Here is a 14,061-nt window from a genome sequence, read left to right on the forward strand (position 1 = left end):
TAGGGCCCTCCTCTGACAGCGCAAGGGAGGAGGGCCGAACAGGACGTTACTGCTCCTGCGGCCGGTCGTTGCCGGCTGCTTGGTTGGCTGCCGCCTGGTTGGCTGCCGCCTGGTCGTAGGCGGCAACAATGGCCGCTACGCCTTCGGGACCCATTTCCAGCCCCACGCTGCTGCCGGGATTGATGGCCAGACCGTAGCCCTCGGCGATGCTCCGCAGCGTTGCCTCTCCGCCGGCCTTGACCATAACCGGCGCCTTTTCGCGGATCTGCTGCGGCACCCGCTCGGCGCTGGTGAAGGTGGCGGCCACGGCCGAGTCGCTTTCCGGAGATTTCAGGACCAGGGCCTGGAAGGAGGCGGGATCCGCTTCGTCCAGAAGCCGGCCCACGCTCAGGAGCTCCGATTCGCAGATGCGGGCAACCAGTTCCTGGCTGCTGATGCGGCCTTCCTGGCCTGCGGTGATGGCTTCTTCCAGTGCAGCTGCGCCTGCGGGGTCCGAGTACTGCGCCGAGCCGGGCAGGCCGGCTTCCTGCCCGGAGGCGCCGCCGTCTGTGTTGTCCGTATTCTCTGCCATGTTTTCAGCCACGGGTATCTCCTTGAGTATTGGTTTCGGCCACAGTTCCAGCCTCAAAGTCTGGCACAGGGGACCGGGGGTGGAACAAGCTACCGTAGGAGCTGGCCGACCATCCCAGCAGCATGGAGCACCCGATGAGCATCAGCAGGAACACCCGCAGCCTGGAGCCAGGCATTGAGCGGGACTTCACCGACAAAATGAGCTACGGCTCCTATCTGGCACTGGATGAGCTGCTGTCCGCCCAGCATCCGGTGAGCAGCCCGGAGCACCACGATGAGATGCTTTTCATCATTCAGCACCAGACCTCCGAGCTGTGGCTGAAGCTGGTCCTGCACGAGTTGCGGGCCGTGCGGAGCAAGCTGGCCGCTGATGATCTGCGCGGGGCGATGAAGGGCATTGCCCGCATCAAGCACATCCAGCGCTCGCTGACCGAGCAGTGGTCCGTGCTGGCCACCCTGACGCCGTCGGAATATGCGGAGTTCCGCGGGGACCTGGGAGCATCCAGCGGTTTCCAGTCCTACCAGTACCGCGCCGTGGAGTTTCTGCTGGGCAACAAGAATGCGGCAATGCTGAAGGTCTTCGCCGCGGACCCGGCCGCACAGGCACTGCTTACCGAGCTGCTGGAACAGAGCAGCATCTATGACGAGTTCATTTTCCTCCTGCACCGGCGCGGATTCGCGGTGCCTGAAGAACTGCTGGAGCGGGACGTGAGCCAGGCGCACGTGCCCAACGAAGCCCTGATGCGTGTTTACCAACACGTTTATGAGAACGCGGCGGAGAACTGGGACATCTACGAGGCCTGTGAAGAGCTGGTGGATCTGGAAGACAACTTCCAGCTGTGGCGCTTCCGCCACCTCAAGACCGTAGAGCGGACCATTGGATTCAAGCGGGGAACGGGCGGATCCTCCGGTGCCTCATTCCTGCAGCGGGCACTTGAACTGACCTTTTTCCCTGAGCTTTATGCGGTCAGGACGGAGATCGGCCGCTGATCGGCGCCGGAAAAGAGCCCCGCCGTCATGCGCTATTTTTAGAGGGTGCTGATTTCTGACCGCGACATCCGAACCGAAATTGACGACAAGCGGATCGTCCTCGATCCCTATGATCCCTCGATGGTCCAGCCCTCCAGTGTGGACGTGCGCATCGATCGGTTCTTCCGGCTCTTCGACAACCACAAGTACGCGCACATTGATCCCTCGGTGGACCAGCCGGAGCTGACCCGGCTCGTGGAAGTGGACCCGGACGAGCCGTTTATCCTCCACCCGGGCGAATTTGTCCTGGGCTCCACCTACGAAACGGTCACCCTCCCCGATGACATCGCCGCCCGGCTTGAAGGCAAGTCTTCGCTGGGACGGCTCGGGCTGCTGACGCACTCCACTGCAGGCTTCATCGACCCGGGCTTTTCGGGGCATGTCACCCTTGAGCTCTCCAACATGGCAACACTGCCGATCAAGCTGTGGCCCGGTTCCAAGATCGGCCAGCTGTGCTTCTTCCGCCTCACGTCGCCGGCGGAATATGCCTATGGTTCAGGGCAGTACGGCAACCGCTACCAGGGTCAGCGCGGGCCGACGGCGTCGCGCAGCCACCTGAACTTCCACCGCACCTCGGTCTAAACCTCCGGGACCACGGCGCGCGGCGCGCGGCCGGGGGAGCGGACCGGCAGCAGTACCAGCAGTCCCGCCAGCAGCACCGCGAGGATGCCGAGGATGCCGTACCGCTGGGCACCGAAGATCGTAATGAATGCGGCGAACAGGCTGGGTGCCAGGAAACTAACGGCACGTCCTGTTGTGGCATAGAGCCCGAAGAGTTCCGCTTCCTCGCCTGCCGGGGCCAGCCTGGCCAGGAATGCGCGGGAGGATGCCTGCGCAGGACCGACAAAGAGGCACAGCAGGAGCCCGAAGATCCAGAACGTCGTGTCCCCGCTCCACTGCAGTCCGAGCATGGCCTGCGGCTCGGCGCCGAACAGCGCAATCACTCCGCCGGAGATCAGCAGGCCGACCAGCGAGAAGATGATGACGTTCTTGGGCCCGGCCCGGTCATCGAGGAATCCGCCCGCTATGGCGCCGACCGCTGCAACCACGTTGCCGAAAATGGCAAAGATGATGATTTCGGAGAGGGACCAGCCGAACGTTCCGCCCGCGATGACCCCGCCGAACGTGAAGACTGCGGCCAGCCCGTCGCGGAATACGGCGCTGGCCAGCAGGAACCAAATAGTGTGCGGGCTGGTTTTGTAGATGGCCTTGATGCGGCGGAAAAGCAGGCTGTAAGAGGCGAGAAAACCGATGCCGGCGGCACGGTCCTGGCGGGGCACTTCCGGAACGGCGAACATGACGGGCAGTGCAAAAACGGCCAGCCAGACGGCGGAAAAGACGGCTACGGCGCGGATGTTGAGTCCGTCCGCACCCGTCACGCCGAACCACCCGGTCTCGGGGTTGATGAATCCCACCAACACCACAGCGAGGGCAGCGATCCCGCCGACATAACCCATCCCCCAGCCAAACCCGCTCACCCGGCCAACTGTTGCCGGCGTCGAAACCTGGGACAGCATGGCGTTGTAGTTCACGCCGGCGAATTCGCTGAAGACGTTGCCCAGCGCGATCAGCGCCACACCCAGCAGCAGGAACTCCGGCCGCGGAAAAACGAAGAAGCACAGGGCGCTGACCAGGCACACCAAGGCCGTGTTGATGCCCAGCCAGGTCCGGCGCCGGCCGCCGGCATCCGAGCGCTGGCCCATGACGGGTGCCAGCACCGCAACTGCCACTCCCGCCAGCGCAATGCCGTACCCCAGCACGGATGAAGCGTAGGCTTCGCCACCGAAACTGTCCGAGGTGAGGTAGACCGTGAAGACAAAGGTGGTCATCACGGCGTTGAACGCGGCAGTACCCCAGTCCCAGGACGCCCACGCCAAGACCTGACGAATGCGGATGCGTGGTGCGGCAGCGGCGGAAGCCGGGCCGGTCAATCGAGTGTTGGAGACCATAGCCGAATGCTATAGGTGTCACGAGTCACATTGTCTTTTTCGATGCTTCGGCATGTCCGTCGGACCCGCCTGCTGCCGGGTGATCGGCCGCAAGTTGGCCCTCCGCCGGCAGTCCGACGGCCGATTCGGGACGCCTGACTAGGGGTGAACGAAATTTCAGAGGTGTATGCCATGGGTAGAATAGATGTACGCCCTCTGACCACCACCTTGATAACTACAGCTGTATTTACCGCTGGAAGACTGTCAATAAAGCTCGGGAGACCTAGTGCTGATTGTGCTCACCGTTTTGTTTACGGTGGCATTGGTGGCGCCCTTATTGTTCCGCAGGATCGGCCGGTCGGCGTTCTACGTCCTGGCTGCCGTCCCCGCTGCCGCCTTTGTTTGGCTGCTGGCCACGTTCCACCGCTACACAGCAGCCAGCCAAATGGTAGCCTCGGGCGCTCCCAACGCCCCGCCGTCCGTAGTGATCCCCTGGATTCCCGACCTCAAAGTTGAGCTCGCGTTCCGGATGGACACGCTGTCCGCGGTTCTGTCCATCCTTATCCTCGGCGTCGGCTCGCTGGTGCTGTTCTACTGTGCGCGGTATTTCCGCCCCGGAGACACCCAAATGGGGGCCTTCGGTTCCCAGCTGCTGGCCTTCGCGGCCGCGATGTTCGGCCTTGTGACGGCAGATGACCTGATCCTGCTGTTCATCTTCTGGGAAATCACCACCGTCCTGTCCTACCTGCTGATCGGGTACTCGGCCCACCGCCTTTCGGCCCGGCGGGCCGCCCTGCAGGCGCTGATTGTCACCACCTTCGGCGGACTGGCCATGCTCGTGGGCATGGTGCTTTTGGGAGACGCCGCCGGTACCTTCCGGCTTTCCGAGATTTTGGCCATGGCTCCGCAGCTGCTGGAGCGCGGCGCCATAGTGGACGTGGCCATTGTGCTGATGCTCGTTGGCGCGGTCTCCAAGTCCGCGCTGCTGCCGTTCCATTTCTGGCTGCCCGCAGCCATGGCCGCACCCACCCCCGTCAGCGCCTATCTGCACGCCGCAGCCATGGTCAAAGCCGGTATCTACCTCATTGCGCGGCTGGCACCGGGCTTTTCCGACTCAACCTACTGGCACGCCGTCGTCCTGATCCTGGGGCTCTCCACCATGCTGCTGGGCGGATGGCGTGCCCTGCGCCAGTACGACCTGAAGCTCATTCTTGCCTACGGAACCGTCAGCCAGCTCGGCTTCCTGACCCTCGTGGTAGGCCTGGGCAACCGCGAAGCTGCGGTGGCCGGGCTGGGACTGCTGCTGGCCCACGGCTTCTTCAAGGCAACGCTGTTCCTTGTGGTGGGCATTGTGGACCACCAGGCGGGAACCCGCGACATCCGTAAGCTGTCCGGAATCTTCCGTTCCTCGCCCCAGCTCTTTGCGGTGGCCCTGATCGGTGCCGCCTCCATGGCCGGGGTACCGCCGCTCCTGGGTTTCGTGGCCAAGGAATCGGTCTACGAGACCTTTGTCCACTTCACCGAGCACCAGGGAACCGCGGGCGCAGCCGTGCTGCTGGCCGGCGTCGTCATTGGTTCCATCCTCACCTTTGCCTACTCTGCCCGTTTCGTGTGGGGAGGTTTCGCCGTCAAGCCCGGCTGTCAGCCCACCCCCTTCAAGCGGGTTCCCGGCGCCTTCATTGCGGCCCCCGCCGTGCTGGCCGTGGTGACCGTAATCTTTGGGCTGTGGCCGCACCCGCTCGACGCCGCCATTGCCTCCTACGCCAACCTGTACCCGGCCGACGGCGACCCCACGCACCTGGCGCTGTGGCACGGCTTTACGGCGGCGCTGCTGCTGACAGTTATCACCATCGGCGCCGGAGTCCTGCTGTTCTGGCAGCGCGTGCGGGTGGAAAAAACCCAGGCACGGTTCACCGCCCCGCTGGATGCCGAGCGTTCCTACCGGCAGATTATTGGCGTGCTGGACGACGTAGCAGTGTGGGTCACCGGCCGAACGCAGCGCGGTTCCCTGATGTTCTACCTCTTTGTCATCCTCCTGGTGGCGGTAGTGACGCCGCTGTCCGCCCTGGTGTGGCGCGGAGCCCCGCTGCCGGAGCAGTTCCACTGGTTTGATTCTCCGCTGCAGCCTGTGATCGGCGTGGGCATCATCCTCGGCGCCGTCGCGGCGGCCCGGGCCAACAAACGCTTCCTGGCCGTGCTGATGGTGAGCGTCACCGGCTACGGAATCGCCCTGATCTTTGCCCTGCAGGGCGCGCCGGACCTGGCCCTGACACAGATGCTGGTGGAAACCATTGTCCTGGTGGCCTTCGTGCTGGCACTGCGTTCGCTGCCGGCGCGGCTGTGGAAACGCGAGCCCGCCGGGCACCGGCTGCTGCGCGCCCTGCTGGGAATCGCCTTCGGGGCCACCATGGTGATCATCGCCATGACCGCCATGGCCTCCCGGGTTGCGGATCCCATCTCCCTGCTCTTCCCGGATCTCGCCTATGAGGGCGGGGGCGGTGCCAACATTGTCAACGTCACGCTGGTGGACATCCGCGCCTGGGACACCTTCGGAGAAATCTCGGTGCTGGCCATGGCCGCCACGGGTGTGGCATCCCTGATCTTTGTCCGCGGACGCGGAGACAAGCGCCGCCGTGCCGAGGGTATTGCCACCGGCTCCGTGGACCGGGGACGCGAACACTTCGCCTCCTCCGGCCGCCAGGAAGCAACCCTGGCGCTGGCCCGCAAGTTCTCCAGTGTCAGCCGTGACGCGTGGCTGGTGGCCGGACGGACCCTGGCACCGGAACGCCGCTCCATCATCTTTGAAGTGATCACGCGCCTGCTGTTCCACTCCGTGATCCTGTTCTCCATCTACCTGCTGCTGGCCGGGCACAACATCCCCGGCGGCGGTTTCGCCGGCGGGCTCATGGCCGGACTTGCCCTGACCATCCGCTACCTTGCCGGCGGCCGGTTTGAACTGGCCGAAGCCAGCCCGGTCAGCGCCGGCCTGCTCCTGGGCGGCGGTCTGGGCCTGGCCAGCCTCTCCGCTGCCGCTCCGCTGTTCTTCGGCGGCCAGATCCTGCAGAGCGCGATCATCAAGTTCACCTGGCCGATCTTCGGCGAGGTCAAGTTTGTGACCTCCACAATCTTCGACATTGGTGTCTACATGGTGGTGGTTGGACTGGTCCTGGACGTCCTGCGCAGCTTGGGATCGGAGATCGACGAACGCAGCGAAGGCGGGTCCTCCGATGACGAGGACCTGATTGAGCCCGAACCGGACATTGCCAGCCGAGAGGAGGAGGTAGCCCGATGAGCGTCAACATCACCTTCATGATCATCATGGGAGCGCTGTACGCCTGCGGCATCTACCTGCTCCTGGAACGCAGCCTGACCCGCGTGGTGCTGGGTTTGACCATGCTTACCAACGCCACGAACATCCTGCTGCTCTCCACCGGCGGATTCCAGGGGCTGGCCCCGCTGTTCAGCGCGGACATCCCGGCGGAGGACTACAACGATCCGCTGCCGCAGGCGTTCATTCTGACCTCCATTGTCATCTCCTTCTCCGTGACGGCCTTCATGCTGGGCATCATCTACCGCTCCTGGGTGCTGAGCCGGCAGGACGAGGTCCAGGACGACATCGAAGACCGCCGCGTGGCCAGCCAGAGCAGCTTCGACGCGGAAGACGACGCCGACGTCCCCGAGGACACCACCGAATTCACTCCGCCCGAAGAGGCTGAGGAGGCGCCCGGGTCCCTGCGCGCCACCGGTCAGACCACCACTCCGGAGGCTAAGGAATGAATACGATAAGTTTTGCCCCGCTGGCGGTGGTCCTGCCGTTCCTCGGCGCGGCGCTGGCCTTCATCCTGATCCGGCACACCCGCGCCCAGCGCACCATCAGCATCAGCATCCTGTCAGTCACGCTGATTCTTGAAGTGATCCTGCTACTGTCCGTCTGGGACAGCGGAGCGCAGGCCGTGGACCTGGGCGGCTGGCTTCCGCCGGTGGGCATCACCATGGTGGTGGACCAGTTCTCCGCCCTGATGCTGGTGGTGTCCTCCGCCGTGAGCCTGGCGGTCCTGATCTACGCTGCCGGCCAGGGCATGACCGACGGCGATGAAGACGGCCCGATCTCGATCTTCCATCCGACCTATCTGATCCTGGTGGCCGGCGTATCCAACGCCTTCCTGGCCGGGGACCTGTTCAACCTGTACGTGGGCTTCGAAATCCTGCTCACGGCAAGCTACGTGCTGATGACCCTGGGCGGAACCACCCCGCGGATCCGGGCCGGTATCACCTACACGGTGGTCAGCGTGGTGTCTTCGCTGCTGTTCCTGATCACGATTGCCATGATCTACGCGGCCACCGGCACGGTGAACATGGCCGACCTGGCGCTGAAGCTCGGCGACCTGGATCCCGGAACCCAGCTGATGCTCCACCTCATGCTGCTGGTGGCGTTCGGCATCAAGGCGGCTGTATTCCCGCTGTCCTTCTGGCTTCCGGACTCCTATCCCACGGCTCCGGCGCCGGTCACGGCAGTGTTTGCCGGCCTGCTGACCAAGGTGGGTGTTTACGCCATGGTCCGCACCGAGACGCTGCTTTTCCCGGGCGACCGGATCAACACGCTGTTGATGGTGGTGGCCGGCCTGACCATGGTGGTGGGTATCCTCGGCGCCCTGGCGCAGACTGACATCAAACGAATGCTGTCCTTCACCCTCGTCAGCCACATTGGATACATGGTGTTTGGCCTGGCGGTCGGCACTGTGATCGGCATTGGTTCCGCAGTGTTCTACGTGGTCCACCACATTACGATCCAGACCTCGCTGTTCCTTGTCACCGGGCTGATCGAGCGCCGCGGGGGTACCGCGAACATGGACCGGCTGGGCGGGCTGGCGAAGCTGTCCCCGCTGCTGGCCGTGCTCTACTTCATCCCCGCCATCAACCTCGGCGGAATCCCGCCGTTCTCGGGTTTCCTGGGCAAGCTGGGCCTTCTGGAAGCCGGTGCGGATCTGGGAACCCCGCTGGCCTACGTCCTGATAGCGGCCAGCGTGGTCACCAGCCTCCTGACGCTGCTGGTGATGGCGCGGGTCTGGAACCGTGCCTTCTGGCGCACACCGGAGGACGCTGTCCATCCGGACCCGATCCTGCTGGCCACCGGCGCGGACGGGTCATCGCTGCGGCACTCCGGCGAGGTGAACGAGAAGTCCACCGGAAAATTCTCCGGCCGCGAAGCAGTGGACCTGCTGCCGCGCACCATGGTTTATCCCACGGTGGGACTGGTGGCCCTCGGCGTCGCACTGACTGTCCTGGCCGGGCCGCTGTTCTCGCTGAGCGACAACGCCGCCCAGGATCTGCTGGACCGAACGCCCTACATTGAAGCCGTACTGGGAGAGGGGGCCGGACAATGACCCGCAGAGCCCAGATGCGCAACCGGCCGCGCGTACCGCTGCTCAAGGAAATCCCGCTGCTGATCTGGCTGGTCTTCCTCTGGGGAGCCCTCTGGCAGGACTTCAGCGCCGGCAACCTGATCTTCGGCGCTGTCATCGCTTTTGTGGTGGCGAATATTTTCTATCTTCCGCCAGTCGACCTGAGCGGACGCTTCAACCCGCTCTACGCCCTGGGCTTCGCCGTCCGGTTCTTCTACAAGCTGGTCCACGCCAGCTTTGAAGTGCTGTGGCTGGCCGTTGCCAAGGGCCCGAAGATCAAGAATGCCGTGGTCGGCGTGAAGCTGCGCAGCCATTCGGATCTGTTGGTCACCGCCACCGGACACGCGCTCTCCCTGATCCCCGGATCGCTGGTGGTGGAGGTGGACCGGTCCACCTCCACCCTGTACCTGCACTGCCTGAATGTCTCCACTCCTGAGCAGGCAGACAAGGTCCGCAAGGATGTGCGGGACACCGAGTCGTGGCTGATCCGTTCCATTGGAACCCGCGAGGATCTTGAGGTGCTGAAAGCGGAAAAGGCCTTGGCCCGTCGGGACAATGCACTCCGTGCCGGACAGGCCGAGTCGACAAAGGGAGCAAACTCATGATGAGCATTTTTCTGGTCCTCGTGGCCGTCATGCTGTCCCTCGCGGCTGCCGGCGCCATTTTCCGGATTGCCCGGGGGCCTTCCATCCTTGACCGGGTACTGGCAGCGGACGTGCTCTTGACGATTGTGGGAGCGGCGCTGGCCACGGAGATGATCGTGGAGCGCAACCTGGATTACCTGGCGCTGCTGGTCTCGATCTCCCTGATTGGCTTCATCGGCTCCGTCACCGTTGCCCGCTTTGTTACGGACCGGAGGTAGCCCGTGAGCCAGGAACTGAATGATTTGATCGTGGGAATCCTGATGACGGGCGGGGCGCTGATGTCCCTTGCCGCCGCCATCGGACTGATGCGGTTTCCGGACCTGATGAGCCGCATGCATGCGGCCTCCAAACCGCAGGTGCTGGGCCTGCTGCTGTTCCTGCTGGCCATGGCCGTGCAGTTCGAGAGCTGGTCGCTGCTGCCGGTGCTGGCGGTGTGCTGGCTGTTCATGATCCTCACCGCGCCGGTCTCCGCGCACATGGTCGGCCGGGCCGGCTACCGCACCAAGCACCTGCGCCCGGAGCTGCTCAGCATCGACGAGCTGGATGACGTTGTGGGCCGTGCCCAGGAACTGCTGATCCAGGCCAGGACGGACAGTACCGAGGACGACGGAGCCGGGGAAGACCCGCTGGTGGATGATGATCCCGGGGCACCGGCCGGGGAAAGCTCGCTGGATGATGACGTCCAGTCGGCTGCCGGACTAGGCCCGGATACAGCACAGGGCGCCCGCCGCCCGGGAGGAAATCCCGAGGGCTGAGCGCCCTGTGGTGAAGTTGGTGCTCCCTAGACGACGTCCGGCGTCTTCTGGTAACGCTGGATGGCGCGCTGCGTGCCGCGGTTGGTCAGGACACGGATAGCCTGGCTGACCGCGCCGGATACGACGGCGAAGATCACCGCGGTACGGAGGTTGACGTCCAGCACGCCGTCCTTGTCCCGGGGCGGTTCGTTGCCTGTCACCTTGGTCCAGACGAAGTCCAGGATTTTCGCGGACAGAATGCCCGCGCCAATGCTTGCGCCGGTACCAAGCAGTTTCAGGATCAGGTTCATGGATGCTCCTAGTTGTGGGGGCCGTTTCCCTAACCCTACCCGCCGGGCCGCCCAAAATGGTTTGCCCGTGTGTAGAGTGGGGAACGCAAAACATACGACAGGGGAGCGCCCTCCCCGCCCGTGCCTCGGCACGATGCGGGAAGACCAAGGCGCTGAGAGTGCGGACAACCGCAGACCCTCGAACCTGATCCGGTTAGTACCGGCGCTAGGGAGTCGAGATCTCACGGGATCTCACGGCAATCCGTCGTGGGCAGTCCCTCCCCTCCTGTTCCTCAGGAGGTTTTTTCATGCAGCAGAATATGTCCCCGGCATCATCTTCCCGCCGGCAGAATTCACCGTGGCGGCGTCCGTGGCGCGTGGTCGACATTGTGGTGGCCTCCGTGCTCGCTGTGGCCGTCGGCGTCATTTTCTGGGCCTGGTCCTTGGCCTACAACGGCGTGGAAGTTGTGTTCCTGGCCTTTCCGCCGCTCGGTGGCCTGTACTCCGGCGGCTGGCTGATCGCCGGGGTCCTCGGTGCTTTAATCATCCGCAAGCCCGGAGCCGCCATCTATTGCGAGGTTCTCGCCGCTGCGGTGTCAGGCGTGCTGGGAACCCAGTTTGGCCTTTCGGTGCTGTTGTCCGGATTCGTCCAGGGGCTGGGCGCGGAGCTGGTATTCCTCGCTTTCCTGTATGTCCGGTACACCCTGCCCGTGGCAATGCTGGCCGGCCTGGTGTCCGGAGTGTTCCTGGGGGTCAGCGAGAACATCCTCTACCGTCCTGAATGGGCGCTGCAGTGGCAGGCGCTCTACGTGCTCTTCGCGGCTGTCTCCGGCGCTGTCCTGGCCGGGGTGTTGTCCTGGCTTGCCGCCCGGGCGCTGGCGCGGACCGGTGTCCTGGCTCCGTTCGCTTCGGGACGGGCAGCTGACGCGGGCTCCAATGCCCGGTCGTAACCCATCTTCGTCCCCGGTGTCCGCCCTGCCGTCCCCCGTGCCGTCCCCCGTGACCGTGCGGGCACGCGACTACGGGTGGCGGCATGCCGGACGCAGCACCCCCGCGATCTCGGGATTGACCCTGGACATTGAACCGGGCGAAAAGGTGCTCCTGCTCGGAGCCTCCGGCGCCGGGAAGTCCACGTTGCTGCATGCCCTGGCCGGTGTACTCGGCGAGGGCTCCGGACCGGACGCGGCGGGAGAGGAACAGGGCAGCCTCACCCTGGACGGGGTTGCGCCGCTGCAGGCCCGCGGCCGGGCCGGACTGGTGCTGCAGGATCCCGAGTCCCAGCTGGTGCTCTCCCGGGTGGGGGACGAAGTTGCCTTCGGCGCGGAAAATCTCCGGGTGCCGCCGCAGGAGATTTGGCAGCGGGTGCGGACAAGCCTGGACGACGTCGGACTGCGGGTACCGCTGCACCATTCCACTGCCGCCCTCTCCGGCGGGCAGAAGCAGCGCCTGGCCCTGGCCGGAGTGCTGGCCATGCAGCCGGGCCTGCTGCTGCTCGATGAGCCCACAGCCAACCTCGATCCGGACGGGGTGACGGAAGTCCGTGCCGCCGTCGAACGGGTGCTGGCGCGCACCGGTGCAACGCTGATTGTGGTGGAACACCGGGTAGCGGTGTGGGCGGACGTTGTGGACCGGGTGGTGGTTTTGGCGGCCGACGGCGGAATACTCGCCGACGGTCCGCCGTCACAGGTGCTGGCAGATCCCGGCCACCGGGAGCGGTTGTCCGCTGCCGGGGTCTGGCTTCCGGGATCAGCGCCCGCCGTGAGCGCTCCGCGTCCGCAGGAACCGGGGGCAGCGCTGCTGGAAGCCCGCGGCCTCGGAGCCGGGCGCAGCAAACGCGCCCCTGCCGTGGTGGCAGGCGTGGACCTGATGCTGCGCGCCGGGACATCGCTGGGAATCACCGGCCCCAACGGGGCGGGCAAATCCACGCTGGCCCTCACGCTGGGCGGGTTGTTGAAACCCGTTTCCGGCACCCTGCACGCAACACCGGCGCTTTCCGGTTCCGCCGGAGCGGACCCGGGACGTTGGAAATCCACTGAGCTGGTGACCCGGATCGGAACCGTTTTCCAGGAACCCGAACATCAGTTCCTGACCGGGACCGTCCGCGGTGAACTGGCATTCGGGCCCCGCCGCGCCGGAATGCCGGAAGCCGCGACGGAGGACATCGTAGAATCCCTGGCCGGCCGGCTGCGGCTCACCGCGCTGCTGGACGCCAATCCGTTCACGCTTTCGGGCGGCGAAAAGCGCCGTCTTTCAGTGGCCACCATGATCGCCACTGAACCGGACATCCTGCTCCTTGACGAGCCCACCTTCGGACAGGACGCCAATACCTGGGCTGAACTCGTGAATCTGCTCCGCGCCCTGCTGGCCGAGGGCCGCTCGGTGGTTTCGGTAACTCACGACGCCGATTTCCTGGCCGCGCTGGGCGGAGACGTGCTGCACGTGCAGGACGGCACCGCAGCAACCGCGGAGCAGGGCCGGGCAGGAAGGACACGCGCGGGAAGGGGGATGCTCCCATGAGGGCTTCGGAAACAGGTGCGCCGGAAACAGGAACACTTTCCATCGAGGCACATGCGGACCTGCGCAATCCCTCCAGCCGTCCCGCCGGAACACTGCTGGAACGAGCCAACCCGCTGTCCAAGCTGGCTGCCGCCCTGGCGGTGACGCTTGCCGTGCTGGTCAGCGTTGACTGGGTCAGTTCAACCATCATCCTGGCCGGGGAACTTCTCCTGCTTCCGCTGCTGCGGATCGCGCCGCTCACCCTGCTCAAACGCATCTGGCCGCTGCTCATCGGCGCGCTGGTGGGCGCCTGGGGCACTGCCCTGCTGGCGGAAAAGACCGGCACGGTGCTGTTGGATGCCGGTCCCGTCCTCTTCACCTCCGATTCGGTGGCCGCCGGCATTGCGATCGGGCTGCGGGGCCTGGCAATCGCGCTGCCCGGGATCTATCTGCTCGCTTCCACCGACCCCACCGATCTGGCCGACGCCCTGGCGCAAAAACTGCACCTGCCGCACCGGTTCGTGCTCGGGGCACTTGCCGGCATGCGGCTGGTGGGACTGCTGGTCTCGGAATGGCAGTCCCTGGGCATGGCCCGGCATGCACGCGGTGTGGGAGCCGATTCCGGCCTCCTGACACGCGTCCGCTCCTTCTTCGGCCAGGCGGTCGCCCTGTTGGTCCAGGCCGTGCGCCGCGCCACCCGCCTGGCCTCGGCCATGGAAGCCCGCGGCTTTGGCAGCGGCGGCAGGACCTGGGCCCGGACCTCTGTGTTCACCGGTGTGGATGCCTGGGTCACGCTCTACGGGTTGGTGCTGGCAGCCGGGGCCCTGACGGCTGCGGTTGCAGCCGGAAGTTTCAACTTCATCCTCAGCTAGGTGTAACTCTCACGGACGTTGTGAACGCGTTCGATAGGTGAGAGGCCCTCGATCCCGGTATGGGGTCGATGATGATTGTAGTGATGAAGCCAGGCA

At 65.1% G+C, this 14,061-nt stretch carries 14 protein-coding genes and 1 riboswitch; of the genes, 11 read left to right on the forward strand and 3 right to left on the reverse strand.

Annotated features, from left to right (window positions below; all coding sequences use genetic code 11):
• Positions 1-46 precede the first annotated feature (46 nt).
• Positions 47-583 carry an SseB family protein gene (locus ACIQXM_RS09815; protein ID WP_400930875.1) on the reverse strand — a complete coding sequence of 179 codons (537 nt, stop codon included), beginning with the start codon at positions 581-583 and terminating at the stop codon, positions 47-49.
• Between the two features lie 122 nt (positions 584-705).
• Here ACIQXM_RS09815 and kynA point away from each other — a divergent pair, with 122 nt between their 5' ends.
• Entirely contained in the window at positions 706-1,560 is an 855-nt protein-coding gene (gene kynA / locus ACIQXM_RS09820; protein ID WP_400930877.1) for a tryptophan 2,3-dioxygenase, read from the forward strand.
• 45 nt (positions 1,561-1,605) lie between these two features.
• Entirely contained in the window at positions 1,606-2,181 is a 576-nt protein-coding gene (gene dcd / locus ACIQXM_RS09825; protein ID WP_400930879.1) for a dCTP deaminase, read from the forward strand.
• Here dcd and ACIQXM_RS09830 read toward each other — a convergent pair.
• Entirely contained in the window at positions 2,178-3,548 is a 1,371-nt protein-coding gene (locus ACIQXM_RS09830) for an MFS transporter (protein WP_400930881.1), read from the reverse strand. The two genes, dcd and ACIQXM_RS09830, sit on opposite strands and share 4 nt — an antisense overlap.
• Before the next feature lie 265 nt (positions 3,549-3,813).
• On the opposite strand from ACIQXM_RS09830, the gene ACIQXM_RS09835 reads away from it, so the two are divergent.
• From ACIQXM_RS09835 to mnhG, 6 genes are read left to right on the forward strand one after another with little or no spacing between them, the layout of a single operon-like run.
• A complete protein-coding gene (locus ACIQXM_RS09835) occupies positions 3,814-6,819 on the forward strand; it encodes a Na+/H+ antiporter subunit A (RefSeq protein WP_400930883.1) in 3,006 nt (1,001 codons plus the stop codon).
• On the forward strand, positions 6,816-7,304 hold the full coding sequence (locus tag ACIQXM_RS09840) for a Na(+)/H(+) antiporter subunit C (RefSeq protein ID WP_400930885.1): 489 nt from the start codon (positions 6,816-6,818) through the stop codon (positions 7,302-7,304). Before ACIQXM_RS09835 ends, ACIQXM_RS09840 begins: the two co-directional genes overlap by 4 nt.
• The gene (locus tag ACIQXM_RS09845) at positions 7,301-8,911 is read left to right on the forward strand and encodes a Na+/H+ antiporter subunit D (protein WP_400930887.1); all 1,611 of its coding nucleotides are present in this window, start codon (positions 7,301-7,303) and stop codon (positions 8,909-8,911) included. The genes ACIQXM_RS09840 and ACIQXM_RS09845 overlap by 4 nt, the downstream gene beginning before the upstream one ends.
• Entirely contained in the window at positions 8,908-9,534 is a 627-nt protein-coding gene (locus ACIQXM_RS09850) for a Na+/H+ antiporter subunit E (protein ID WP_400930889.1), read from the forward strand. The genes ACIQXM_RS09845 and ACIQXM_RS09850 overlap by 4 nt, the downstream gene beginning before the upstream one ends.
• On the forward strand, positions 9,531-9,791 hold the full coding sequence (locus ACIQXM_RS09855; protein WP_400930891.1) for a monovalent cation/H+ antiporter complex subunit F: 261 nt from the start codon (positions 9,531-9,533) through the stop codon (positions 9,789-9,791). The genes ACIQXM_RS09850 and ACIQXM_RS09855 overlap by 4 nt, the downstream gene beginning before the upstream one ends.
• Before the next feature lie 3 nt (positions 9,792-9,794).
• Positions 9,795-10,328: a monovalent cation/H(+) antiporter subunit G gene (gene mnhG, locus ACIQXM_RS09860; protein WP_400930893.1), complete on the forward strand. Its 534-nt coding sequence runs from the start codon at positions 9,795-9,797 to the stop codon at positions 10,326-10,328.
• A gap of 26 nt (positions 10,329-10,354) precedes the next feature.
• On the opposite strand, the gene ACIQXM_RS09865 is transcribed toward mnhG, so the two are convergent.
• Positions 10,355-10,618, reverse strand: a complete 264-nt coding sequence (locus ACIQXM_RS09865; protein ID WP_400930895.1) for a DUF4235 domain-containing protein — start codon at positions 10,616-10,618, stop codon at positions 10,355-10,357.
• 89 nt (positions 10,619-10,707) lie between these two features.
• Positions 10,708-10,847: riboswitch (TPP riboswitch) on the forward strand.
• Positions 10,848-10,905: 58 nt separating this feature from the next.
• On the opposite strand from ACIQXM_RS09865, the gene ACIQXM_RS09870 reads away from it, so the two are divergent.
• The 3 genes from ACIQXM_RS09870 to ACIQXM_RS09880 are packed head-to-tail and all read left to right on the forward strand — an operon-like array spanning position 10,906 to position 13,965.
• Positions 10,906-11,547: an ECF transporter S component gene (locus ACIQXM_RS09870; protein ID WP_400930897.1), complete on the forward strand. Its 642-nt coding sequence runs from the start codon at positions 10,906-10,908 to the stop codon at positions 11,545-11,547.
• Positions 11,534-13,114: an ABC transporter ATP-binding protein gene (locus tag ACIQXM_RS09875; protein WP_400930899.1), complete on the forward strand. Its 1,581-nt coding sequence runs from the start codon at positions 11,534-11,536 to the stop codon at positions 13,112-13,114. Before ACIQXM_RS09870 ends, ACIQXM_RS09875 begins: the two co-directional genes overlap by 14 nt.
• Positions 13,111-13,965 (forward strand): energy-coupling factor transporter transmembrane component T family protein, encoded by an 855-nt coding sequence (locus tag ACIQXM_RS09880; RefSeq protein ID WP_400930901.1) that lies wholly within the window; start codon positions 13,111-13,113, stop codon positions 13,963-13,965. The genes ACIQXM_RS09875 and ACIQXM_RS09880 overlap by 4 nt, the downstream gene beginning before the upstream one ends.
• The last annotated feature ends 96 nt before the right edge of the window (positions 13,966-14,061 follow it).

The organism is Arthrobacter sp. NPDC097144, assembly GCF_044762205.1.
Classification (GTDB): Bacteria; Actinomycetota; Actinomycetes; order Actinomycetales; family Micrococcaceae; genus Arthrobacter_B.

What these genes read in the sequence shown, in the direction of transcription:
- kynA (WP_400930877.1), top strand. Translation starts at nt 706, where the DNA reads ATGAGCATCAGCAGGAACACCCGCAGCCTGGAGCCAGGCATTGAGCGG.
- ACIQXM_RS09830 (WP_400930881.1), bottom strand. Translation starts at nt 3,548, where the DNA reads ATGGTCTCCAACACTCGATTGACCGGCCCGGCTTCCGCCGCTGCCGCA.
- ACIQXM_RS09840 (WP_400930885.1), top strand. Translation starts at nt 6,816, where the DNA reads ATGAGCGTCAACATCACCTTCATGATCATCATGGGAGCGCTGTACGCC.
- ACIQXM_RS09845 (WP_400930887.1), top strand. Translation starts at nt 7,301, where the DNA reads ATGAATACGATAAGTTTTGCCCCGCTGGCGGTGGTCCTGCCGTTCCTC.
- ACIQXM_RS09850 (WP_400930889.1), top strand. Translation starts at nt 8,908, where the DNA reads ATGACCCGCAGAGCCCAGATGCGCAACCGGCCGCGCGTACCGCTGCTC.
- ACIQXM_RS09855 (WP_400930891.1), top strand. Translation starts at nt 9,531, where the DNA reads ATGATGAGCATTTTTCTGGTCCTCGTGGCCGTCATGCTGTCCCTCGCG.
- ACIQXM_RS09865 (WP_400930895.1), bottom strand. Translation starts at nt 10,618, where the DNA reads ATGAACCTGATCCTGAAACTGCTTGGTACCGGCGCAAGCATTGGCGCG.
- ACIQXM_RS09870 (WP_400930897.1), top strand. Translation starts at nt 10,906, where the DNA reads ATGCAGCAGAATATGTCCCCGGCATCATCTTCCCGCCGGCAGAATTCA.
- ACIQXM_RS09875 (WP_400930899.1), top strand. Translation starts at nt 11,534, where the DNA reads ATGCCCGGTCGTAACCCATCTTCGTCCCCGGTGTCCGCCCTGCCGTCC.
- ACIQXM_RS09880 (WP_400930901.1), top strand. Translation starts at nt 13,111, where the DNA reads ATGAGGGCTTCGGAAACAGGTGCGCCGGAAACAGGAACACTTTCCATC.